The 22,539-nt window shown below is 74.1% G+C and carries 18 protein-coding genes; 4 read left to right on the top strand and 14 right to left on the bottom strand.

Annotated elements, in window-relative coordinates:
• Positions 1–55: 55 nt before the first annotated feature.
• The 3 genes from ACIQOW_RS00165 to acnA all read right to left on the bottom strand — a co-directional run bounded on the left by ACIQOW_RS00165 (position 56) and on the right by acnA (position 4,657).
• The gene (locus ACIQOW_RS00165) at positions 56–352 is read right to left on the bottom strand and encodes a putative quinol monooxygenase (protein WP_401077829.1); all 297 of its coding nucleotides are present in this window, start codon (positions 350–352) and stop codon (positions 56–58) included.
• 153 nt (positions 353–505) lie between these two features.
• Positions 506–1,813 carry a glycoside hydrolase family 18 protein gene (locus ACIQOW_RS00160; RefSeq protein WP_401077826.1) on the bottom strand — a complete coding sequence of 436 codons (1,308 nt, stop codon included), beginning with the start codon at positions 1,811–1,813 and terminating at the stop codon, positions 506–508.
• A 183-nt stretch (positions 1,814–1,996) separates the two neighbouring features.
• Positions 1,997–4,657, bottom strand: coding sequence for an aconitate hydratase AcnA (gene acnA / locus ACIQOW_RS00155; protein WP_188296588.1), 2,661 nt, complete (start codon positions 4,655–4,657; stop codon positions 1,997–1,999).
• Positions 4,658–5,076: 419 nt separating this feature from the next.
• On the opposite strand from acnA, the gene ACIQOW_RS00150 reads away from it, so the two are divergent.
• Positions 5,077–5,610 carry a superoxide dismutase family protein gene (locus ACIQOW_RS00150; protein WP_401077823.1) on the top strand — a complete coding sequence of 178 codons (534 nt, stop codon included), beginning with the start codon at positions 5,077–5,079 and terminating at the stop codon, positions 5,608–5,610.
• A gap of 41 nt (positions 5,611–5,651) precedes the next feature.
• Here the strand turns inward: ACIQOW_RS00150 and argF are convergent, their stop codons facing one another.
• From argF to ACIQOW_RS00135, 3 genes are all read right to left on the bottom strand, one after another.
• Positions 5,652–6,653 carry an ornithine carbamoyltransferase gene (gene argF, locus ACIQOW_RS00145; RefSeq protein ID WP_188296590.1) on the bottom strand — a complete coding sequence of 334 codons (1,002 nt, stop codon included), beginning with the start codon at positions 6,651–6,653 and terminating at the stop codon, positions 5,652–5,654.
• A 126-nt stretch (positions 6,654–6,779) separates the two neighbouring features.
• Positions 6,780–9,464: a polynucleotide kinase-phosphatase gene (locus tag ACIQOW_RS00140; RefSeq protein WP_401077819.1), complete on the bottom strand. Its 2,685-nt coding sequence runs from the start codon at positions 9,462–9,464 to the stop codon at positions 6,780–6,782.
• Positions 9,461–11,140: a 3' terminal RNA ribose 2'-O-methyltransferase Hen1 gene (locus ACIQOW_RS00135; protein ID WP_401077816.1), complete on the bottom strand. Its 1,680-nt coding sequence runs from the start codon at positions 11,138–11,140 to the stop codon at positions 9,461–9,463. Before ACIQOW_RS00135 ends, ACIQOW_RS00140 begins: the two co-directional genes overlap by 4 nt.
• A 141-nt stretch (positions 11,141–11,281) precedes the next feature.
• On the opposite strand from ACIQOW_RS00135, the gene dapD reads away from it, so the two are divergent.
• Complete coding sequence (gene dapD, locus ACIQOW_RS00130; RefSeq protein ID WP_401077813.1) at positions 11,282–12,286, top strand: 2,3,4,5-tetrahydropyridine-2,6-dicarboxylate N-succinyltransferase; 1,005 nt, start codon at positions 11,282–11,284, stop codon at positions 12,284–12,286.
• Positions 12,287–12,508: 222 nt separating this feature from the next.
• Here dapD and ACIQOW_RS00125 read toward each other — a convergent pair whose 3' ends face one another.
• A complete protein-coding gene (locus ACIQOW_RS00125) occupies positions 12,509–12,808 on the bottom strand; it encodes a DUF6087 family protein (RefSeq protein ID WP_188299676.1) in 300 nt (99 codons plus the stop codon).
• A 143-nt stretch (positions 12,809–12,951) separates the two neighbouring features.
• A complete protein-coding gene (helR, locus tag ACIQOW_RS00120) occupies positions 12,952–15,108 on the bottom strand; it encodes an RNA polymerase recycling motor ATPase HelR (protein WP_401077809.1) in 2,157 nt (718 codons plus the stop codon).
• Positions 15,109–15,552: 444 nt separating this feature from the next.
• On the opposite strand from helR, the gene ACIQOW_RS00115 reads away from it, so the two are divergent.
• Positions 15,553–15,789: a hypothetical protein gene (locus ACIQOW_RS00115; protein WP_401077807.1), complete on the top strand. Its 237-nt coding sequence runs from the start codon at positions 15,553–15,555 to the stop codon at positions 15,787–15,789.
• Here the strand turns inward: ACIQOW_RS00115 and ACIQOW_RS00110 are convergent.
• The 6 genes from ACIQOW_RS00110 to ACIQOW_RS00085 all read right to left on the bottom strand — a co-directional run bounded on the left by ACIQOW_RS00110 (position 15,735) and on the right by ACIQOW_RS00085 (position 21,395).
• Positions 15,735–16,448 (bottom strand): DUF6099 family protein, encoded by a 714-nt coding sequence (locus ACIQOW_RS00110; RefSeq protein ID WP_401077805.1) that lies wholly within the window; start codon positions 16,446–16,448, stop codon positions 15,735–15,737. The genes ACIQOW_RS00115 and ACIQOW_RS00110 overlap by 55 nt on opposite strands.
• Before the next feature lie 167 nt (positions 16,449–16,615).
• The gene (locus tag ACIQOW_RS00105; RefSeq protein WP_401079739.1) at positions 16,616–17,077 is read right to left on the bottom strand and encodes a nucleotide pyrophosphohydrolase; all 462 of its coding nucleotides are present in this window, start codon (positions 17,075–17,077) and stop codon (positions 16,616–16,618) included.
• A gap of 8 nt (positions 17,078–17,085) precedes the next feature.
• Entirely contained in the window at positions 17,086–18,585 is a 1,500-nt protein-coding gene (locus tag ACIQOW_RS00100; protein WP_401077802.1) for an AAA family ATPase, read from the bottom strand.
• A gap of 70 nt (positions 18,586–18,655) precedes the next feature.
• The gene (locus ACIQOW_RS00095; protein ID WP_401077799.1) at positions 18,656–19,492 is read right to left on the bottom strand and encodes a putative RNA methyltransferase; all 837 of its coding nucleotides are present in this window, start codon (positions 19,490–19,492) and stop codon (positions 18,656–18,658) included.
• 161 nt (positions 19,493–19,653) lie between these two features.
• Positions 19,654–20,490: a RimK family alpha-L-glutamate ligase gene (locus tag ACIQOW_RS00090; protein WP_401077796.1), complete on the bottom strand. Its 837-nt coding sequence runs from the start codon at positions 20,488–20,490 to the stop codon at positions 19,654–19,656.
• Positions 20,487–21,395 (bottom strand): RimK family alpha-L-glutamate ligase, encoded by a 909-nt coding sequence (locus ACIQOW_RS00085; protein WP_401077793.1) that lies wholly within the window; start codon positions 21,393–21,395, stop codon positions 20,487–20,489. The genes ACIQOW_RS00090 and ACIQOW_RS00085 overlap by 4 nt, the downstream gene beginning before the upstream one ends.
• 206 nt (positions 21,396–21,601) lie before the next feature.
• Between ACIQOW_RS00085 and ACIQOW_RS00080 the strand changes: the two genes are divergently transcribed.
• Positions 21,602–22,492 (top strand): GNAT family N-acetyltransferase, encoded by an 891-nt coding sequence (locus ACIQOW_RS00080; protein WP_401077790.1) that lies wholly within the window; start codon positions 21,602–21,604, stop codon positions 22,490–22,492.
• Positions 22,493–22,539: the final 47 nt, after the last annotated feature.

Here is a 22,539-nt window from a genome sequence, read left to right as displayed (position 1 = left end):
GGACCGTACGCCGCGAACGGCCGTGGGCCCCCGCCCACGGCCGTTCGCCGTGTGCTCAGGCCTCCACGGAGACCGGGCGGCTGGGGTGCACCTCGCGCTCGACCCGCGGCAGGACGTCCGGGACGTAGACCTTCCGGATCGCCTCGCCGTCACCGTGCGCCTCCCAGGCCTCCCTGGTCGCCCAGCGCTCCACCAGGACGAAGCGGGCCGGGTCGTCCTGCGAGTGGTACGCCTCCCAGCCGACGCAGCCGTCCTCGGCGAGGCACAGCGGCCGCATCCGGGCCAGGGCGTCGGCGACCACCGGGACGCCGTCCGGCTCGGTGACCCTGACGATGACGATGAGGTCGAACATCACTGCTCCTTGACGGTGGTGGGACGGGCCCGGCGGCGGCGGGGGTGAACCGGCGGCCACCCGGGGCGGCCCGGGCGGGGAACCCCGCCGGCAACGCGACGGGCCCGCCACAGTACGTCCGTGGCGGGCCCTGCGTCAGGTGGTGCGGGTCGGTCAGCCGCGGCGCAGGCCGCGGTCCAGCGCGGCGATCGCGCTGCCCTGGGCGTCGTCGCCGTCCAGCGACCAGACCATCACGCCGGCCAGGTCGTTCCAGCGCGTGTACTGCGCCTTCTGGGTGAGCACCTCGGCGGTGTCGTAGCTGTAGAAGGTGGTGCCGTCGTACTTCCAGGAAGCGCCGTGGTCGCGGTCCAGGTAGACCTTGCCCGGCAGCGCGTTGATCTCCTGGTACGAGTGGTCGGGCGCGGAGGCGGTGGCGCTCTGGAACAGGCCGCCGCGCTTGCCGGGGGCGACGCCCGTCCAGCCGTGGCCGTACAGCGGGGCTCCGAGGACGAGCTGCTCGGAGGGCAGGCCGCGCTCCTGGTAGTGGTTGACGGCCTTGTCGGCGCTGCGCTGGCGCGGGTCCGGGTCGTACGGGTCGGAGTACAGCGGGGCCTGGTGGTTGGCCGGGCCCTTGCCCTCCCACGGGCCGTGCAGGTCGTAGGTCATCACGTTCAGCCAGTCCACCGACTCGCTCAGCTCGGGCAGTTCGAGCCGGTCGGCGACGTTCTCGTTGGCGGCGACGGCGGCGGTCAGCAGGTACTTCTTGCCATTCTTGCCGCTCAGCGCGTCCAGCTGGTCGCGGAACTCCTGCATCAGCAGGGTGAAGTTGCGGCCGTCCTCGGGGCGCACCACGTTGCCCTCGTCCCCGCCGCCGCCCGGGTACTCCCAGTCGATGTCGATGCCGTCGAAGACGCCGGCGGCCGCGCCCTTGCCGCCCTCCGGGGAGTCGGCCAGGACCGGCACGTCGCCCTTGACGTAGAGGTCGATGCAGGAGGAGACGAACTTCTTGCGGGCCTCGTCGGTGGCGGCCGCGTCGGAGAAGTACTTGGACCAGGACCAGCCGCCCAGCGAGATGACCGTGCGCAGCTGGGGGTTCTTCGCCTTGAGCTTGCGCAGCTGGTTGAAGTGGCCCTTCAGCTGCTGGCCCGGGGCGTCGGCCACGCCGTCCACCGACTCGGCGGCGGAGAAGGAGCGCTGGTAGTCGTTGCGGGCGTCGCTCTGGCCCGCCTCGTTGCTCTCGAAGCAGGTGCCCTCGGCGGAGACGTTGCCGAAGGCGTAGTTGATGACGGTGAGCTTGGCCGCCTGGCCGGACTCCTGGACCCGCTTGGCGGAGCTGTCGGCGCCCCACTGGGTGAAGTAGCCGACCCGCTGGCCCTTCAGCTTCGGGCCGTGCCTCCCGTCGTCGGCGACGGCGGTGGCGGGGGCGGCGAGCAGCGCGGCTGCGGTGGCGGCGGCGAGCAGGGCTGAGGCGCGAGTGGGCATACCGGACCTGTTCTCTGAAGCGGCGTCAAATGGTCTGGACCAGATTGCACAGAGGTTTAGTCCATCCGCCGTTCACCGCACAAGAGGGCGACCGCAACCGGCGCAGCATGCAAAAAGGGCCGGACCGCATGGTGCGGTCCGGCCCCTTCAGGCGCTATGCGCCGGTTCTGCCATCGTGTCCGGTCAGCCGATCAGCGAACGCAGCACGTACTGCAGGATGCCGCCGTTGCGGTAGTAGTCCGCCTCACCGGGGGTGTCGATGCGGACGACCGCGTCGAACTCCTTGGCGGTGCCGTCCGCGCCGACCGCCTTGACCTTGACGGTCTTCGGGGTGCGACCCTCGTTGAGCTCGGTCACGCCGGTGAAGGAGAAGGTCTCCTCGCCGGTCAGGCCGAGGGAGTCGGCGTTCTCGCCCTCCGGGAACTGGAGCGGCAGGACGCCCATGCCGATCAGGTTCGAGCGGTGGATGCGCTCGTAGGACTCGGCGATGACGGCCTTGACGCCCAGCAGCGCGGTGCCCTTGGCGGCCCAGTCGCGGGACGAGCCGGAGCCGTACTCCTTGCCGGCCAGGACGACCAGCGGGGTGCCGGCGGCCTGGTAGTTCTGCGAGGCGTCGTAGATGAACGACACCGGCGCGTCCGCCTGGGTGAAGTCGCGGGTGTAGCCGCCCTCGGTGCCCGGCGCGATCTGGTTGCGCAGGCGGATGTTGGCGAAGGTGCCGCGGATCATCACCTCGTGGTTGCCACGACGGGAACCGTAGGAGTTGAAGTCGCGCTTCTCGACACCGTTGGCGGTCAGGTACTGCGCCGCCGGGGTGCCCGGCTTGATGTTGCCGGCCGGGGAGATGTGGTCGGTGGTGACCGAGTCGCCCAGCTTGGCCAGGACGCGGGCGCCGGCGATGTCGGTCACCGGGCTCGGGGTCTTGGCCATGCCCTCGAAGTACGGGGGCTTGCGGACGTAGGTGGACTCGGCGTCCCACTCGAAGGTGTTGCCGGTCGGGACCGGGAGCGACTGCCAGCGGTGGTCACCGGCGAAGACGTCCTGGTAGCCCTTGTCGAACATGGCCTCGTCGATGGAGCCGGCGACGGTGTCGGCGACCTCCTGCTCCGAGGGCCAGATGTCGGCGAGGAAGACGTCGTTGCCGTCGGCGTCCTGGCCCAGGGCGTCCCGGGTGATGTCGATGTTCATGTTGCCGGCGAGGGCGTAGGCGACCACCAGCGGCGGGGAGGCCAGGTAGTTCATCTTGACGTCGGGGTTGATCCGGCCCTCGAAGTTGCGGTTGCCGGAGAGCACCGAGACGACCGCGAGGTCGGCCTCGTTGACGGCGGCCGAGACCTCCTCGGGCAGCGGGCCCGAGTTGCCGATGCAGGTGACGCAGCCGTAGCCGACCAGGTTGAAGCCCAGCTTCTCCATGTACGGGAGCAGGCCGGCCTTCTCGTAGTAGTCCATGACGACCTTGGAGCCGGGCGCCAGGGTGGTCTTGACCCAGGGCTTGACGTGCAGGCCCTTCTCCACGGCCTTCTTCGCCAGCAGGGCGGCGCCCAGCATGACGGAGGGGTTGGAGGTGTTGGTGCAGGAGGTGATCGAGGCGATCACGACCGCGCCGTTGTCGATCTCGTAGGCCGAGCCGTCGGGGGCGGTGACGGCGGTCGGCTTCGAGGCCTCGGCGGAGTAGGTCGGCAGCGCCTCGGCGAACCGCTGGGCGGCCTCGGCCAGGACGACGCGGTCCTGCGGGCGCTTCGGGCCGGAGATCGACGGGACGACGGTGGAGACGTCCAGCTCCAGGTACTCGGAGTAGACCGGCTCGTGCGACGGGTCGTGCCAGAGGCCCTGCTCCTTGGCGTAGGCCTCGACGAGGGCGAGCTGCTGCTCGTCACGGCCGGTCAGGCGCAGGTAGTTGATGGTCTCGGTGTCGATCGGGAAGATCGCGCAGGTCGAGCCGAACTCCGGCGACATGTTGCCGATGGTGGCGCGGTTGGCCAGCGGGATGGAGCCGATGCCGTCGCCGTAGAACTCGACGAACTTGCCGACCACACCGTGCTTGCGCAGCATCTCGGTGATGGTGAGCACCAGGTCGGTGGCGGTGGTGCCGGCCGGCAGCTCGCCGGTCAGCTTGAAGCCGACGACGCGCGGGATCAGCATGGAGACCGGCTGGCCGAGCATCGCGGCCTCGGCCTCGATGCCGCCGACGCCCCAGCCCAGCACGCCCAGGCCGTTGACCATGGTGGTGTGCGAGTCGGTGCCGACGCAGGTGTCGGGGTAGGCCTGGCCGCCGCGGACCATGACGGTGCGGGCCAGGTGCTCGATGTTCACCTGGTGGACGATGCCGGTGCCCGGCGGGACGACCTTGAACTCGTCGAAAGCGGTCTGGCCCCAGCGCAGGAACTGGTAGCGCTCCTTGTTGCGGCCGTACTCGATCTCGACGTTCTGGGTGAACGCGTCCTTGGTGCCGAACTTGTCGGCGATGACCGAGTGGTCGATGACCAGCTCGGCCGGGGCCAGCGGGTTGATCTTGGCCGGGTCGCCGCCGAGCTCCTTGACGGCCTCGCGCATGGTGGCGAGGTCGACCACGCACGGCACGCCGGTGAAGTCCTGCATGATCACACGGGCCGGGGTGAACTGGATCTCCTGGCTCGGCTGGGCGTCGGCGTCCCAGTTGCCGAGGGCGCGGATGTGGTCGGCGGTGATGTTCGCGCCGTCCTCCGTGCGGAGCAGGTTCTCCAGCAGCACCTTGAGGCTGTACGGCAGCCGCTCGGAACCCTCGACGGCGGAGAGCTTGAAGATCTCGTACGACTCGTCGCCCACCTGCAGCGGGCTGCGGGCGTCGAAGCTGTTCGCGGACACGACTGACTCCTTCTGGGTGCTTCGCGCGGTATCCGGCCGTCACGCGGTGGTAAGGTCAGCCTTACTTAGGCTTGCCTTGCCCGCATCGCCGGCGAGCGCCTCTCGGCAGGTATCTTGATGTCGAGATATATCGTAAGGGGCAGTTATCTCGATGTCGAGATAAACCATAGTGCATGCCGTGCCGCACCGGTCGGCCGGGCCGCACCGCCTGCGCTCCGGCCCGATCGGCCGGACCGCACCGGCCACGACCACCGTCGCCATCGGCAGCGCCACCACCACAAGCTCACCACCGGAACCGCCGGTCGGCGAGGGGGACGGTACCGGCCGGCGGCCCGGCACGGGCGACCGACCGGGGTGTCCTCGGGGCTCCGGCCGCGTTAGCAGGGCGACCGTCGCCCGCCCGTGGAAGGCCCGCCCCGATGCCCGCTCCGCTCGCCGCCGCCCTGCTGCCGCTGGCCCTGCTCGCCCCCGCCGCCTCGCCGGTCTCCGTCGTCGAGGCCGACTTCGACCCCGCCACCGCCTTCGTCCCGCCGGCCGCCGTCAGCTACGCGACCGACCTGGTGCCGTACGGCTCGCACGCCACGATCGTCACCGACCGCTCGGTGCCCGGGCGGACCGTGCTCACCCTGCGGGCCTCCGGACTCGCCCCCGGCCACGAGTTCCCGGTGCACCTGCACACCGGCAGCTGCGGGGCCGACCCGGCCTCCTCGGGGCCGCACTACCAGGACGCGGCCGACCCGGTGCAGCCGTCCACCGACCCGGCGTACGCCAACGAGCGCAACGAGCTGCGCCTGGTGCTGCGCACCGACGAGCAGGGCGGGGGCACCGCCACCGCCGTGGTGGGCTGGCAGCCGCGGCCGGGCGAGGCGCGCTCGCTGGTGCTGCACGCGGGCACCCCGGCCGGCCCGCACGCGGCGGGCGACCGGGTGGCCTGCGTCAAGCTGGACGACTGAGGCCGGAGCCCCGGGGAGGCGTCCGAAGTCGGCGGACCCGGTCAGGAGCCGAGGGTCGCGACCAGGACCGCCTTGATGGTGTGCAGCCGGTTCTCGGCCTGGTCGAACACGATGGAGTGCGCCGACTCGAACAGCTCGTCGGTGCACTCCAGCTCGGTCATGCCGGTCGCCTCGTGCATCTGCCGCCCGAGCACCGTGCCGAGGTCGTGGAAGGCGGGCAGGCAGTGCAGGAACTTCACGGCCGGGTTGCCGGTGGCCCGGACGGTGTCCATGGAGACCTGGTACGGCTTGAGCAGCTCGATCCGCTCGGCCCAGACCTCCTTGGGCTCGCCCATCGAGACCCAGACGTCGGTGTAGAGGAAGTCGGCACCGGCCACGCCCTCGGCCACGTCCTCGGTGAGGGTGATCCGGGCACCGGTCGTCGCGGCCAGGTCCTGCGCCGACTTCCGCACCTCCTCGGCCGGCCAGAGCTCGCGCGGGGCGACGATCCGGATGTCCATGCCGAGCAGGGCGCCGGTGACCAGCAGCGAGTTGCCCATGTTGGAGCGGGCGTCGCCGAGGTAGGCGAGGGTGACGTCGGCGAGCGGCTTGGCGGTGTGCTCGGTGACGGTGAGCACGTCGGCCAGCATCTGGGTGGGGTGCCACTCGTCGGTCAGGCCGTTCCAGACCGGGACGCCGGAGTACTCCGCGAGCTCCTCGACCACCTCCTGGCCGTGGCCGCGGTACTCGATGCCGTCGAACATCCGGCCGAGCACCCGGGCGGTGTCCTTGATGGACTCCTTGTGGCCGATCTGCGAGGCCGCGGGGTCCAGGTAGGTGGTGGTGGCACCCTGGTCGTGGGCGGCCACCTCGAAGGCGCAGCGGGTGCGGGTGGAGGTCTTCTCGAAGATCAGCGCGATGTTCTTGCCACGCAGCCGGGGCTGCTCGGTGCCCGCGTACTTCGCCGCCTTGAGCCCGGCGGCGAGGTCCACCAGGAAGCGGAACTCCTGGGGCGTGAAGTCGAGCTCCTTGAGGAAGTGCCTGTTCCGGAGGTTGAAGGCCATGCCGGGCTCCTGTGGTGACGGGACGGGGGAAGGGAGCGGCAAGTCTATACGATACTCGGAATTTCTATACAGAGACGGGGCGGGTGAGGGGAGTCCGCGGGGGACTCCCGTCACCCGGCGCCACCGCTACAGCCGCGGATCGACCGGCTCCGACTCCAGCGCGAGCACCGCGAACACCGGCTCGTGCACTCGCCACAGCGGCTCCCCCGCCGCCAGCCGGTCCAGCGCCTCCAGGCCCAGCGCGTACTCGCGCAGCGCCAGCGAGCGCTTGTGGCCCAGCGCCCGCAGCCGCAGCCGGTCGAGGTGCTCGGTGTAGTCCGGGCCGTAGATGATCCGCAGGTACTCCCGGCCGCGCACCTTCACCCCGGGCTGCACCAGGCCGCCCGGGCGGCCCTCGCCGCGCGCGGTCCGCACCAGCGAGGCCAGCGGCTTGACCACCATGCCCTCGCCGCCCTCGCCCGTCAGCTCCTCCCACCAGGCGGTGGCGGCGGCCGTCGAGGCCTCGTCCTCGGTGTCCACCAGGATCCGGCGGGTGCGGTGCAGCACCGGCTCCTTCCGATCGGCGGCGTCGGTGTCGTTGGTGTCGGCGGTGTCGTCGGCGGCGTTGGTGTCGGCGGCCACCAGGCGGTCGATCAGGTCCAGGTGCTCGTCGTGCGGGCGCACCGCGAGGTTCGCCCCCTCGGCCGCCAGCAGCTGGAACGGCGCGAGCCGGATGCCCGACAGGCCCTCGGTCGGCCAGCAGTAGCGCCGGTACGCCTCGGTGAACGCCCGCGCGTCGACCGCCCGCTGCCGCTGGCGGGCGGTCAGGTGGGCCAGGTCCAGGCCTCGCCCGGCCGCCCGCTCCAGCGCGGACAGCACCTCCGGCAGGGCGGCGCCCGCCGCCGCACCGACCGCCGCGTACTGGCGGCGCAGCAGTTCCACCGCCTTCAGCGACCACGGCATCAGCTCGGCGTCCAGCAGCAGCCAGTCGGTGGCCAGCTCCTCGAACAGCCCGGCTCGCTCGGCGGCCGCCCGGACCCGCTCCAGCACCGCGCCGGTCAGCTCCTCGTCGGCGAGGAAGGCCCGGCCGGTACGGGTCCAGATCGCGCCGGGCCCGGCCACGCCGAAGCGGCGCTCCAGCGCGGCCCCGTCCCTGGCGACCAGCAGCACCGCGCGCGAGCCCATGTGCTTCTCCTCGCAGACCAGGTGCCGCACACCGTCCGCGCGGTAGCCGAGGAACGCCTCCTCCGGGTGCTCCAGGTAGCCGTCCCGGCGGGAGGTGGCGCTCGGCGCCATGGTCGGCGGCAGGTAGGCGAGCAGCCGCGGATCCAGCGCGAAGCGGCTCATCACCTCCAGCGCCGCCGCCGCGTTCTCCTCCCGGACGGCGACCCGCCCGTGCAGACGGGTCTCGACGATCCGGCGCCCCGCCACGTCGGTGAGGTCCAGCGGCCGGCCCTCCCGGGCGCCGGGCGCGTCCGTGATCAGCGGGCGTGCCGGGGCGTACCACTCGCGCTCGGCCTCGACGCCCACCAGCTCGCGCTCCGGGTAGCGCAGCGCGGTCAGGCTGCCGCCGAAGACGCAGCCGGTGTCCAGGCAGACGGTGTTGTTGACGAAGCTCGCGGTCGGCACCGGGGTGTGGCCGTAGACCACCAGCGCCCGGCCCCGGTACTCCTCCGCCCACGGGTAGCGCACCGGCAGGCCGTACTCGTCGGTCTCGCCGGTGGTCTCCCCGTACAGCGCGTGCGAGCGGACCCGGCCCGAGTTGCGGCCGTGGTACCTCTCCGGCAGCCCGGCGTGGCAGACCACCAGGGCGCCGCCGTCCAGCAGGTAGTGGCTGACCAGGCCTCGCATGAACGCCCGGACCTCGGCCCGGAACTCCTCGCTCTCCCCGGCCAGCTGGTCCAGCGACTCCTGGAGGCCGTAGGCGACGGTGACCTTCTTGCCGTCCATCGCCCGGCCGAGCTTGTTCTCGTGGTTGCCCGGCACGCAGAGCGCGTGACCGGCCGCCACCATGCCCATCACCAGGCGCAGCACGCCCGGGGTGTCGGGGCCCCGGTCGACCAGGTCGCCGACGAAGACGGCGGTGCGGCCCGCGGGGTGCGCGGCGTCCACCGGGCGGCCCTCGGCGTCCCTGGCCAGTGTGTAGCCGAGCCGGGTCAGCAGGGTCTCCAGCTCGGAGCGGCAGCCGTGGATGTCGCCGACGATGTCGAACGGGCCGGTGAGGTGGCGCAGGTCGTTGTACCGCTTCTCCAGCTCGATCTCCGCGGCCGCCACCTCGGCCTCGCCGCGCAGGACGTGCACCTTGCGGAAGCCCTCGCGCTCCAGGCCCCGGAGGGAGTGGCGCAGCTCGCGGTTCTGCCGGGGGACCACGTGGGCCGGCAGCTGCCGGTCCGGGCGGGAGCGGTTGCGCTCGGCGCACACCCCCGGCGGGACGTCCAGGACGATCGCGATCGGCAGCACGTCGTGCTCGCGGGCGATCGCGACCAGCTGCCGGCGGGCCTCTGGCTGGACGTTGGTGGCGTCCACGACGGTCAGCCGGCCGGCCGCCAGCCGCTTGCCGACGATGTGGTGCAGGACCTCGAAGGCCGCGGCGGAGGCGGACTGGTCGTTCTCGTCGTCGGCGACCAGGCCGCGGCAGAAGTCGGAGGAGACCACCTGGGTGGGCAGGAAGTGGCGGCGGGCGAAGGTGGACTTGCCCGCGCCGCTGGTGCCGATCAGGACGACGAGGGAGACGTCGGTGACGGGGAGGCGGCGGGGCGCGGTGGGGCACTCGGTCCGTGCCTGGTCCTGGCTGTCGTCGGGTGCCGCGCTCTCGGTCGCGTCGTCGGTCATCGGGGCTCGCCTCCTTCGGGCGTCGCGGGTGTGGTCGCCGTCGCGGGTGTGGTCGCCGTCTCGGTCGTCTCGGTCGTGGTGGGTGCGGTCGTGGTGGGTGCGGTCGTGGTGAACAGGGCCAGCTGGGTCGGGGCGCCGGCCTCCGCGTCCTCCGGGCCGACCGGGCGCAGCTCGACGGCGTAGCCGTACGCGGCGGCGACCTTCCCGGCCCAGGCACGGAACTCGGCCCGGGACCACTCGAAGCGGTGGTCGGCGTGCCGGACGGCGCCCGCAGGCAGGCTCTCCCAGCGGACGTTGTACTCGGCGTTCGGCGTGGTGACCACGACCGCCCTCGGGCGGGCGGCGCCGAACACCACGTACTCCAGCGCGGGCAGCCGCGGAAGGTCCAGATGCTCGATCACCTCGCACAGCACAGCCGCGTCGAAGCCCTTCAGCCTGGCATCGGTGTAGGTGAGCGCTCCCTGGACCAGCGCCACCCGGGCCGCCTGACGCTCCGGCAGCCGTTCCAGGCCCAGCTTACGACTCGCCACCCGCAGCGCCCTCACGGAGACGTCCACCCCGAGGATCGCGGTGAACCGGGCGTCCTTGAGCAGCTCGCCGATCAACTCGCCCTGACCGCAGCCGAGATCGGCGACCCGGGCGGCACCGGTCTCGCGCAGTGCGGCGAGGATCGCGGTGCGGCGCCGCTCGGCGAGCGAGGGCCCGCGGGGCCGCTCCGGTGCCCGGCCGGTTCCGTCACCGCTGCTCGCGGCGCCGGGCTCACCGGGGCGCGCCGTGCCGGGCTCCTCGCTGCCGGACTCCTCGCTGCCGGACTCCTCGGTGCCGGGCTCCTTCTCGGGCCGGTCGTCCACCGCGTTGTCGATCTCCTCGACCTCGCGGTCGTCCGCCTCCGCCAGCCGGGCCAGCTCCAGGCGCTCCATCGCGGCCCGGGCCAGCGACCAGCGCCGGGACAGGTAGCGGCGGGCGATCAGGGCGCGCTCCGGGTGGGCGGCCAGCCAGCCCTGACCGGCGGCGAGCAGCTTGTCCACCTCGTCCGGGGCGACCCAGTAGTGCTTGGCGCCGTCCAGCACCGGCAGCAGCACGTACAGCTGCTGGAGCGCGTCGGCGAGCCGTACCGTCCCTGAGGCGAGCACGAGCCGCACGTAGCGGGACTCACCCCACTCGGGGAACGCCTCGTCCAGCGGGATCGCCGTCGCCTCGACCTGCCAGCCCAGCGGCTCGAACAGCCGGGCCACCAGGGCCGGACCGCCCTCCTCCCCCGCGCCGTTCGCGGGCACGGCGGGCAGCTCGATCCGCAGCGGGCGGATCCGGCCGGGCAGCTCGGGGCGGGCCGGGCAGTCGCCCTTCATCGCGGACCGGAACACCGTCCGCAGCGCCACCGCGAGCAGCGAGGAGGCCGCGTACGGGCGGTCGTTGACGTACTGGGCGAGCGCGAAGTCGGGCGAGCCGCCGCGTCCCCTGCCGTCGCCCCGGCCCTTGCGGACCAGTGCGACCGGGTCCACGTCCAGCAGCAGCGCGGCCGTGCAGACCTCGTCCTCCGCCTCGGGGTAGAAGACGTGGGCCTCGCCGTGCGACGTCGCGAACCGCTGGACCTTGCCGGGGTGCTTGTGCAGCAGGAACCCGAGATCCGTGGCCGGGCTCTCGGCGCTGCCGGTGGTGGAGATCGACATGAACACCCGCTGAAGTATTGCCCAGTGCCGAGGCCGTGAGCACCGGGTTTTCCCGCCCCGCGCCCCGCCGACCGGCCCGTCCGGCGGGTGTGTCCGTCCGGTGGGCGTGTTCGGCAGCGGGGCCCCGCATTGGTTAACGTGCACGGTGTGACTGCTGAATCCACCTCGCCCGAATCCACCTCCCCGGCGAACGGTGCCGTGGCCGCCGGCCTGGCCACCATCGCCGCCGACGGCACCGTCCTCGACACCTGGTTCCCCACCCCCGTGCTGACCGCCGAGCCCGGCCCGGCCGGCACCGTCCGGCTGACCGCCGAGCAGGCCGAGGCCGAGCTCGGCGCCGGTGCGGCCGAGGCGCTGCGCGCCGACGCGCGCCGCGGCGTCGAGGTGGTCGCCGTGCGCACCACCATCGCCTCGCTGGACGAGAAGCCGCTCGACACCCACGACGTGTACCTGCGCCTGCACCTGCTCAGCCACCGCCTGGTCAGGCCGCACGGCCAGAACCTGGACGGCGTCTTCGGCCTGCTGGCCAACGTCGCGTGGACCAGCATCGGCCCCGTCCCGGTGGACAAGGTCGAGCAGGCCCGCCTCGCCGTCCGCGCCCAGGGCGGCCAGCTGGCCGTGTACGGGATCGACAAGTTCCCGCGGATGACCGACTACGTCGCCCCGACCGGTGTGCGCATCGCCCACGCCGACCGCGTCCGGCTCGGCGCCCACCTGGCCGTGGGCACCACCGTGATGCACGAGGGCTTCGTCAACTTCAACGCCGGCACGCTGGGCACCTCCATGGTCGAGGGCCGGATCAGCGCGGGCGTCGTCGTCGGCGACCACAGCGACATCGGCGGCGGCGCCTCGATCATGGGCACCCTGTCCGGCGGCGGCAAGCAGGTCGTCTCGGTCGGCGAGCGCTGCCTGCTCGGCGCCAACGCGGGCATCGGCATCTCGCTCGGCAGCGACTGCGTGGTCGAGGCCGGCCTGTACGTCACCGCCGGCACCCGGGTCACCACCCCGGACGGCACGGTGGCCAAGGCCGTCGAGCTGTCCGGCCAGGACAACCTGCTGTTCCGCCGCAACTCGCAGAGCGGTGCGGTCGAGGTCATCGCCCGCTCCGGCTCCTGGGGCGGCCTGAACGCCGACCTGCACGCCCACAACTGACCTGCGGGCAGAGGCCGTCGCGGGGTCCGGTGCCGAACGGCGCCGGGCCCCGCTCGCCACTCCGGGCCTGGGCGGGGCGCGGGGCGGGGGCGGGGGCGCTCGCGGGGCTCCGTCCGCCCGGCTCCGTCCGCCCGCCCGGCTCGAGCCCGTTCGCCCGGGTCGCGGCCGTCGGCGCCGTTCACGACCCGGACCCGACCGCTGTGGCGCAGGGCCCGCGGAGCCTCAGGGCTTGCGGTGGCGCCCCGGCGCCTTCCTCGGCCGCCGCGCCGGGCGCACGGGCCACCGCGCTCCCGCGCCCTCGGTCCCGTACAGGATCCGCTGGGCGGCGGCGTAGTCCTCGGCCACCGTCTCCGGCAGCCACTGGTACCCGTCCCAGCGTACGATCAGCCTCGGTTCACCCGGCGCCACGTGGGCGCCGCGCTGCCGCCCGCCCGTGAGCCGTACGGCCCTCAACTGCCCTACCGGCCGCAGCCGTTGCTCCCGTCTGGCCGCCCACGACGCCAGCGGTTCCTCCTCGTCCATCGCCCCAGTCTGGCCTCCCGGCGCCGTCCTCCGACACCCGCGTCACCCGACCGGGCGACGCGCGTTCCAGCCCCTCCGCTCCCTCCTTCCGCGCCTCGCTCCGGTCGCCCTCTCCGCGCTCTCCTTCCGCACGCCTTCCGTCCTCACGAACTCCTGAGGACCACCAGCCGCTGGGTCGCCCTGGTCATCGCGACGTATCGGTCGACCGCTCCCTCGACGCCCCCGCCGAACGCCTCAGGGTCGACCAGGACGACCAGGTCGAACTCAAGGCCCTTGGACAGCTCCGGGGTCAGCGACCGGACCCGCGGCCGCGCCGCGAAGCCGGGGGCGCCGATCACGCAGGCGGTCCCCTCGGCGTGCTCGGCGAGCCACCCGTCCAGGACGGCGTCCAGCTCCGCCACGGACCCGTGCGTGACCGGGATGCCACTGCTGCGCACGGAGGTCGGGACGTTGGCGTCCGGCAGCGCCGCCCGGATCGCCGGCTCGGCCTCGGCCATGACCTCCTCCGGTGTCCGGTAGTTGATGCTCAGCGAGGCCACCATGGCCCGGTCGAGCCCGATCCGCTCCAGCCGCTCCGGCCAGGACTCCGTGAAGCCGTGCCTGGCCTGCGCCCGGTCCCCGACGATGGTGAAGCTGCGGGACGGGCAGCGCAGCAGCAGCATCTGCCACTCCGCGTCGGTCAGCTCCTGGGCCTCGTCCACCACGATGTGCGCGAACGGCCCGGCGAGCGGCTCCGGGTCGGCCACGGGCAGCGCCGTCTCGTCGACCAGGGTGTCCTGGAGGTCGCTCCCGCGCAGCATCGTCACCGCGCCCTCGCCGTCGTCGTCGGCCTGGAGCAGGTCGCCGATGACGTCGGCCATGCGGGCGCGCTCGGCGGCCGTCGCGGCCTCCCGCCGGCGGCGGCGCCGCTCCGCCTCCGGATCGCCGAGCCGCTGCCGGGCGGCGTCCAGGAGCGGCAGGTCGGAGACCGTCCAGGCGTGCGGCGCGTCCTTGCGCTGGAGCGTGCGGACCTCCTCCGGTCCGAGCCAGGGCGCGCACATCCGCAGGTAGGCGGGCACCGACCAGAGGTCGCCGACCAGATCGGCGGGGTCGAGCAGCGGCCACGCGCGGTTGAGCGTCCCGGCCAGCTCCCGGTCCTGCCGCAGCGACCGGCGGAACAGCTCGGGCGAGACCTCCGCGTCCTCGTCCAGCCTGTCCATCAGGATCGTGGCCAGTTCCTCCCAGATCTGCTCGCGGGCCTCGTTGTGCGGGGTGCCCGGGTCCGGCGCGTCGAACGCGTCGGACCAGTCCTCGGCGCTCACCCACAGGTCGGCCCAGTGGGTGCTGACCTCCATGCCCTCCGTGGGCGGCTCCTCGTAGAACCGGACGGCCTTCTCGATGGCCCCCACCATGTCGGCGGAGGACTTCAGCCGGGCCGCCTCCGGGTCGCTCTCGACCCCGGCCTTCGCCCCCTCGGCGACGAGGTCCCGCACGGTGCAGGTGCGCACCCCCTCCTCGCCGAGGCTGGGCAGCACGTCGGCGACGTAGGCCAGGTACGGCTGGTGCGGGCCGACGAACAGCACGCCGCCGCGCCGGTGGCCGAGCCGGGGGTCGGAGTAGAGCAGGTACGCGGAGCGGTGCAGTGCGACGACGGTCTTGCCGGTGCCGGGGCCGCCGTCGACCACCAGGGCACCCCTGGACCCCGCCCGGATGATGGCGTCCTGGTCGGCCTGGATGGTGGCCAGCACGTCCCGCATCCGGGCGGACCGGTTGCCGCCCAGGCCGGCGATGAACGCTGACTGGTCGTCCAGCGCGGCGTGCCCCTCCAGGGCCTCGGCGGTGAACACCTCGTCCCAGTAGTCGCCGATCCGGCCGCCGGTCCAGCGGTACCTGCGCCGGCTGGCCAGGCTCATCGGGTCGGCGTGGGTGGCCGCGAAGAACGGCTCGGCCGCGGGCGAGCGCCAGTCGACCAGCAGTCGACGCCCCTCACTGTCGGTGAGGCCGAGCCGCCCGACGTACACCGGCTCCGGGTCGTCCGCGTGGACGACCCGCCCGAGGCACAGGTCCAGGCCGAAGCGCCGCAGGGCGCGCAGCCGACCGGTCAGCCTGTGCACCTCGATGTCCCGGTCCATCGCCTCCCGGCCCAGACCGCCCGGGGCGCGGAGCAGCGCGTCGAGGCGGTCGGACAGCTCGGCGATCGACTGCTCCAGGCTCTCCGCGATCGCCGCGAAGTGCCGCTCGTCCTCGCCGATCAGCACCGGGTCGGCCTTGGCGGCGAGACGGGTGGGAAGGTCGAACGCGCTGGTCGTCGGGCGGTTCATGGCATCAACTCCGATCTGAGGCCTGCGATTGTGCGCCACCACGGGGGCCTTGCCGCAAGGCCCCCCATGCGCTATATGTTGAGAGTGGCAAGGGGTGGGTTCTCCCCCGGCGCCATCTCCACCTCCCCTCCGGCTCCGTTCCCGGCATGTCCGACGACGCCCCGCGTCGCCGACGACCGCCCGACGCCGCCGACGACCACCCCGGCCCGCTCCGCGCCTAGCCGAGGCCGTACCGCGACGGCAACCCCGGCTCACCCGGGAGGCTTACCGACCAGCCGAGTTGGACCGCATCGGGTGGTGTCCGGGTGACGGCCTCCGGCACGGTTCGTTGGGTGTACGGCGAGGGTGGGTGCCCCGGTGGCGGGCAATTGCCGCCTCCCGCCGTGCGGCCCGAGCCACCGTCGGCCGCTCCGCACCGCGCCACCGATCCGAAGGGGTCCTGTCATGTCCGAACCATCTGCCACGCCGCAGTTCCCGAACAGCCCGACGGGCTCGGCCGACGGCACCTCGGCCGGACCCGCCACTCCCAAGAGCCTGCTGGAGCAGATGCAGGAACTGCTCGCCTCCGTCACCGCGGACCTTGCCGAACTCCAGGGTTCCGGCCCCGGGAGCGCCGGCCCCACCGCCTATCCGGCCGGCACGGACACCTCCGAAGCCTCGGAGGTGCCGGGCCCCAGGTAACCCGCCACCCGTTCGCCACCGGCCGGCCCGCCCTTCCCGGGCGGGCCACCGCCGTCCGGCGGGCCGCTGCCGAAGGGCGGGCCACCGGCAGTCGGCGCACCGCCCGGCGGACCGGCTCCGCCTGGCGGATCGAGCCGGACCACCAGTAACGGCGCCCCGTCACCCGCCCGCGCCCGCGCCGCCCCGCCGAGCGCCGCGGGCTCCGCCTCCCCGGCCCGGACCGCCGCCTCGCGCAGCCGCCCGGTCAGGTCCTTGCACTCGGACACCGCGTCCACACCGTCGATGCAGGTCCAGTAGAGGCTCTCGGTGTCAGCCCCGCAGGCCAGCACCACCAGAGTCTCGCCGACCTCCCGGAGCAGCCCGTCCAGCGCCCCCAGGGCCGGCGCCAGGTCCCCCAGGTCGGTGAGCCGCGCGGCCCGACCACCGCTCACCAGGGCGGCCCGGAGGACGGAGCGGTCCAGGCAGACCGCCGCGTGCGCCCCCGCCTCGGACAGCTGCTGCCCCAGCCCGGTGAGCTCGTCGTCCTCCGACTCCGCCAGCCTGGCGCCCACCGCCTCGGTGAGCAGCGCGGCCTGCCGCGCCTCGGCCAGCACGTCCGGTACGTGCCTGGCCTCGGCCAGGGCGTGCCGGGCCGTCTTGATCAGTCGCAGCGCCTCCATGGCCACCGCTCCCCTCGCTCGCTGTCGCCGTCGACCCGGACCGCCGGGAGGGGCGGTCCGAGTGGTGACGGCTGGTCACGGCGAAAGCGTGCGAGGAAGAGCGCGGACGCGCATCCGCGTTGTCAGAAGCTGTGGAAAAGTCGGGGGTTGTGGATAACTTCCGTCCCTCACAAGGGTTGGTCGTCCACATCCGAGTTGACGTCGGTCACACTTTCGGGAGCCCCGGCCACGCCCTCGTCGATGCCGACCGCACCCCCGTCGGTGCCCGCCGAGCCCTCGTCGGCGCCGACCGCGTCCGCCGGCACCGGGAAGCGCAGCTCGTTCCGCTCGATCTTGGCCGCCAGGGCCTCCAGCGGATCCACCCCGACTGCCGTACAGAACTGCAACAGGTACGCCAGCACATCCGCGACCTCGTCACGCACCCGGTGCCCGCGCTCCGGGTCGGACATCACCGCGGCCGCCTGCTCGGGCGTCAGCCACTGGAAGATCTCCAGCAGTTCCCCCGCCTCCACGCTCAACGCCGCCGCCAGGTTCTTCGGCGTGTGGAAGGGCTCCCACCGCCGGGCCGCCGCGAAGTCCGCCAACCGCTGCCGCAAGGCCTCCACGGTGGGCTCCGCCGGCCCCGTCATTCGTTCGCTCACCCCTCCAGGTCTACCGCATCGCGGCCTGCCACCCCACCGTCGTCCGGAGAAGCCCCGCCCTCCGCGGGAGCCCCGGCTTCCGGAGCAGCCCCACTCACCGGAGCAGCCCCGCCCGTCGGGGGAACCCCGCCGCCGCTCCCGGATCCGGCCGGGCCCTCCCCCGTCGGGGGAACCCCACCCGCCCCCTCCCCGCGCCCGCACTGGACCGGCACCCGCGCCGTCTCCGGCCGCAGCACGGTGAACCCCGAGTCCGGGTCCCGCCTGCACTCGACCAGCACCACCCCGCCTCCGGACGCGTCGCCCAGCGCCTCCCGCGCCGCCGCCGGCTCCTGCAGCGCCGCGACCACCCGCAGCTGGCTGCGCTCCGCCATGTCCCGCGCCAGCCGCAGCAGCGTGGCGGCCTGCTCGACGGAGAGCCCGGCGCCCAGGTCCTCGGCCAGCACCGTGAGCTGCCGGTGCGCCCAGGGCACCTCGGCGGCCACGTCGAGGTCGAGCACCCCGGCCCCGGTCAGCAGCACCGCGGCGAAGGCGAGGTGGCGCAGCATGCCGTCGGAGGCCTGGTCGGCCCCGGTGCGCCCGAGGACGCCCTCGTCGAAGACGGCGAGGACCCGCCGCACTCCCCCGCTCTCGCGCTCGGCCAGGGTGAGCCCGAGCAGCGGGTGCGGCGCGGCGGACTGTACGGCGCGCAGCAGTTGCCCGTACCGGCGCGGGCACTCGTTGCTCAGCCGGGCGATGACGGCGGAGACGTTGGCGGCGTTGCTGCGCAGCCTGGCCTGCGGGTCGGCCCTGGCCCAGCCGCGCATCAGCGCGGGGACGGGGTGCAGCGCGAAGACCTCGCGCAGCGCGGTGAGCAGGTCCTCGGTGGCGGCGAGGACGAGGCATTCGCCGGCCGACGAGCCCGCGACCCGCAGCGGCAGCTGCGCGGTGATCATCGTGCCGCTGGGGAACGGTGCCCGGATGTCGCCCTGGCGGGTGTCGTTGTGCCAGCAGACGTTGACCCGCCGGTGGCGGACGTCCTGCTCGCCGGTGTCCATCAGGGTCCGGCCGTCGAGGGTGAGCGACTCCCTGGCGATCCGGACCGGACCGTCGGTGCGGATCACGACGTCGAGCCTGATCAGGCCGTGCGGCGAGCGGACGGTGCAGCCGAGGATGATCGCGTCCCGGCCGTGCGGGACGCACCCGTCCAGGCCGCCGCGGACGGGGGCGGCGAGCGGGCCGGCTCGCTCGGGCAGCCCGTCCAGCGAGTCGGCGATCTCCTCGCCGAGGGCCAGCCGGGACAGCACGGCCAGCGCGTCGAGGGCGTTGGACTTGCCGACCCCGGCGGGCCCGTGCAGCACGGTGAGGGGCGCGAGCGGCAGGACCGCCCGCCGGTAGGACTTGAACGAGGTGAGCCGGAGCTCCTCGACGGTGGGGCGCGGCACGGGCGGTCGGCCCGGCCCCGGGGCGCCCGGTCGGAGGTGGGCCGGCTCTGCGGTCCTGGTGGCGTCGCGGTTCACCCGTCGGACGTTAGCCGCAGGCCGACCGGCAGAAACGTGCCTGCGCGGCAGATTCATCCCAACGTGGCGCTCAGCGCCGGTACGTGGCCACCGTCACCGAGGCCGTCACCTCGACCGGCTCGGGCAGCCCCGCGAGCGCCGCGCCGAGCCGCTCCGGGTCGGTGTGCCAGGCACTCGGCCCCATGCCGACGACGGTGCGCACGTCCTGCGGGCCGAGCCGCAGGGTGAACTCGACCTCCTGCCGCTCCACGGGTTCCAGGTACGGCCCGAGCTTCTCGTCGATCCGCCGCTGCTTCTCCTCGTCCACCGACAACAGCCCCAGTGCGACGACGAGTTCGCGGAGGTGGCGGGCGGTCGGCGAGACCAGCAGCAGGGTGCCGCCGGGGCGCAGCACCCGGCGGATCTCGGGTCCGTTGCGCGGGGCGAAGACGTTGAGCATCAGCTCGGCCGAGGCGTCCCGCAGCGGCAGTGGCCGCCAGGCGTCGCACACCACGGCACCGATCCTGGGGTGTGCCCTGGCGGCGCGGCGCAGCGCGTACTTGGAGATGTCGAGGGCGGCGCCGGCCGCTCCGGGCAGGGCGTCCAGGACGTGCGCCAGGTAGTGGCCGGTGCCGGCGCCGAGGTCCACGACCAGGCCGTGGGACTCACCGGAGACGGCCGCGGCACCCTCCGCCAGCGCCTCGGCGATCGGCCGGTAGTGCCCGGCGGCGAGGAAGTCCGCGCGGGCGGCGACCATCTCGGCGGTGTCCCCGGTGCCGGTGTGGGCGTCGCCGGCGAGGAGGCTGACGTAGCCCTGCTTGGCGAGGTCGAAGCTGTGCCCGGCCGGGCAGCGCAGGCTGCGGTCGTGCCGGGTGAGGGCCTGCGCGCAGTGCGGGCAGGCCAGGTAGCGCTCGATGTCCTGGAGCAAGGTTCCGTCTTCTCTCGCCGTACGCCCCGGCCGGTCGGGGCGCCAGCCAGCCTAACGACCCCGGCGGACCCGACGCCCCGACCCGCCCCGGCTGGCCCCGACCCGCCCGTCCTGCCCCGGGCCCGCCGTCCCGGCGCACCCGCAACCCCGCCCGACGGCCCCTACCGAGCGCCCCCGGCGAGCCCGGACCCCGCGAGGCCCGGCTCCACGAGCCCCCGCCCCCGCCCCCGCTCCGCCCCGACCCGCAGCGCCAGCGCCACGAGCGCCTCCGGCGCGCCGGGCCGCCCGCGGACCCCGGGGAAGGCGTTGACGTCCACGATGACCGGCTCGGCGGGCCCGTCGAGCAGGTCGACCCCGTACACGTCGAGCCCGAACACCTCGCCGACGCGCAGTGCGAGCGCGGCCCGCGCGGCCGGCGGCTCCCAGTCCTCCGCCCGCCCCGACTTCCCGGTGCCGGTGGCGAGTTCGGAGCGCCGCCGGGCCGCGAACACCTGCCCGTCGACCACCCACAGCTTCTGGTCCCAGCCGGTCCCGGGGACGAACGGCTGGGTGACGACCGGCTCCTCGGCCCAGTGCCCGGCGAGTTCGCGCAGCCGGTCCGGCCCGTCCACCCTGGCGACCAGGTCGTGCCGCCTGCTGTGCCGGCTCTTGACCACGAACGGGTAGGCCGGACCGGCGAGTCCGCCCAGCGGCCCGGCGGCGGCCGTGTCCGCGAAGGGCAGCCCGGCGGCGCGCGCCAGGTCGGCCATCCTCACCCGGTCCTGGCAGAGCTCGGTGGCCGCCGCCGAGTTGACCACCGGAGCCCCGCACCGCTCCAGCTCCGCCGCCAGCGCCAGCGCCTGCGGCGTGCGGGCCTTGAGCAGGTAGACGTCGGCCGGCCCGGCCACCGGACCTGCGGGCGGCACGGCCACCACCTCGTGCCCCCGCCTCACCAGCAGCCCGGCGGCCGCCGCCAGCACCGGATGCCCCGGGTCTCCGGTGATCAGCCCGACCCTCACAGCAGTTCCCCCTCACCGAAACCGAGTTGCCCGTACGGGTCGCCGCCGGCCGCCACCAGCGCGGCGGCCGGCCCGCCGGGCACCGACACCGCCGTCCCGCTGCGCGCGAGCCGCAGCACCGCCCGGGCGACCCTGGCCACCGCGTCCGGCACCTGCCGGAAGCTCGGGAAGTCGTTGACGTCCACCACCACCGGCCCGTCCGGCCCGAGCAGCACGTCGACCCCGTACAGGTCCAGCCCGAACACCTCGCCGACCTGTGCCACGATCCGCGCGACGCTGCCCGGCAGCGGCACCTGCCGCTCGCGCACGCCCTGCCCGGGGTGCAGCGGGGAGGAGCGTTCCGTCGCGAAGAGCTCGCCGTCGACGCAGTACACCTTGAGGTCGGTGCCCGGGTTGGGCACGTACGGCTGCGCGATCAGCAGCCCCTCCCCGGCCAGCTCCGGCCCGACCTCCAGCAGCTGGTCGGGGCTGCGCACCAGCCGGACGGCGCGCCCCGAGCTGCCGTCGGCGGGCTTGACCACCAACGGGTACTCGGCGGCCGGGATCTCCGCCAGCCGTTCCCAGCGCGCGGCCGCGTACGTCACCGGGACGGGCAGGCCGCGGGTGCGGCCGATGACCGCGGCGATCGCCTTGTCCCGGACCCCCCGGATCGAACGCACGTCGTTCACCGTGGTGAGACCGACGGCGGCGGCCGACTCCAGCAGGGTCAGCCCGGGCCCGCCGGAGACGGTCTTGAGCACCCAGGCGTCGTGGCTGCCGGCCCGGACCTCCTCGGAGATCGCCAGCAGCGAGTCCCCGGGGCGCAGCACGTCCACCCGGTGCCCCCACGCGGTGAGTTGGCGTGCCACGTCGAGTGGCATGCCGTCGTGCCGGTAGTGTTCCTCCACCAGAAAGCAGAGCCTCATGGGCCTGTCTTCTCCCCTTGCCTCGCCTCGTGCAGACGTCCGCCGTCCCCCTCGGCAGAGCTGTAAAGGCATCAGCATGCACGCCGCGCCCGCACAAGATCGCTGCGAGCGGGTAAGCGTTCGGCAACAATCGCCCCCCGCGGGCGCGACCGGCGGGTCGGACCGCGCGCGAAAACGGGTGGCACCCCGCACCCGCCGCTGCTTGGATGCACGCTGTGACCCCTGCCGATCATGCCCCTGACCACGCCCTACTCGACGAGATCGAGCGCTACTACGACGCCGTGCCGCGCAGCGCCGCCCGCACCGAGGACTTCGGACCGCTGACCCTGTTCGTCCGCGACGGGGCCGGCTGGCCGTACTACGCCCGCCCGGCCCTCGGCCACACCGGCCCTGCCGCCACCGCCGAGGACGTCCGCCGGGTGCTGGAGCGGCAGCGGGAGCTGGGCGCGCCGGAGGCCTTCGAGTGGGTGGCCGAGCGGAACCCGGAGCTGCGCGCGGCGGTCGAGGCGGCGGGACTGACGGTGCACGAGCACCCGCTGCTGGTGCTGGGCCCGCAGGACGAACCGGCACCGGCGCCCGAGCTGCCGGGGCGGGTGGAGGTCCGGGTGCTGGCGCCGGACGCGCCGGAGCTGGCGGCCGCCGTCGCCGTGCCGCACCTGGCCTTCGCCGATCCCGGCACCGCCATCGGCCCGGCCTGTGCGGCCGAACTCGCGGAGAGCGCGGCGGCGTTGACGGCCGACGGCACGGCCGGGCAGGTCTCCCTGCGGGTCGCCGCCGGCACCACCGTGCTGGCCGCGGCCTTCGAGGACGGCACGGCCCTGTGCGCGGGCCAGCACAACCCGGTGGGCGCGGTCACCGAGGTGGCCGGCGTGGGCACGCTCCCGTCCGCGCGCCGCCGCGGGCTGGGCCTGGCGGTCACCGCGGCCCTGGTCGGGCACGCCCGGGCGAACGGGGTGCGGACGGTGTTCCTGTCCGCCGCCGACGAGGACGTCGCCCGGATCTACCGCCGGGCCGGCTTCCGCACCTTCGCGACGGCCCTGATCGCGGAGCCCGCCGCCGAACAGCAGCCGGCCGAACAGCAGCCGGCCGAGCAGTAGCCCGCCGAGCGGGAGCAGCCGGCCCGGAAACCCCCGGCGGACCTCTA

The organism is Kitasatospora sp. NPDC091335 (genome assembly GCF_044757205.1).
Classification (GTDB): Bacteria; Actinomycetota; Actinomycetes; order Streptomycetales; family Streptomycetaceae; genus Kitasatospora.
Note: the sequence above shows the minus strand (reverse complement) of the source record. Positions and strands in the feature narration are given on the sequence as shown.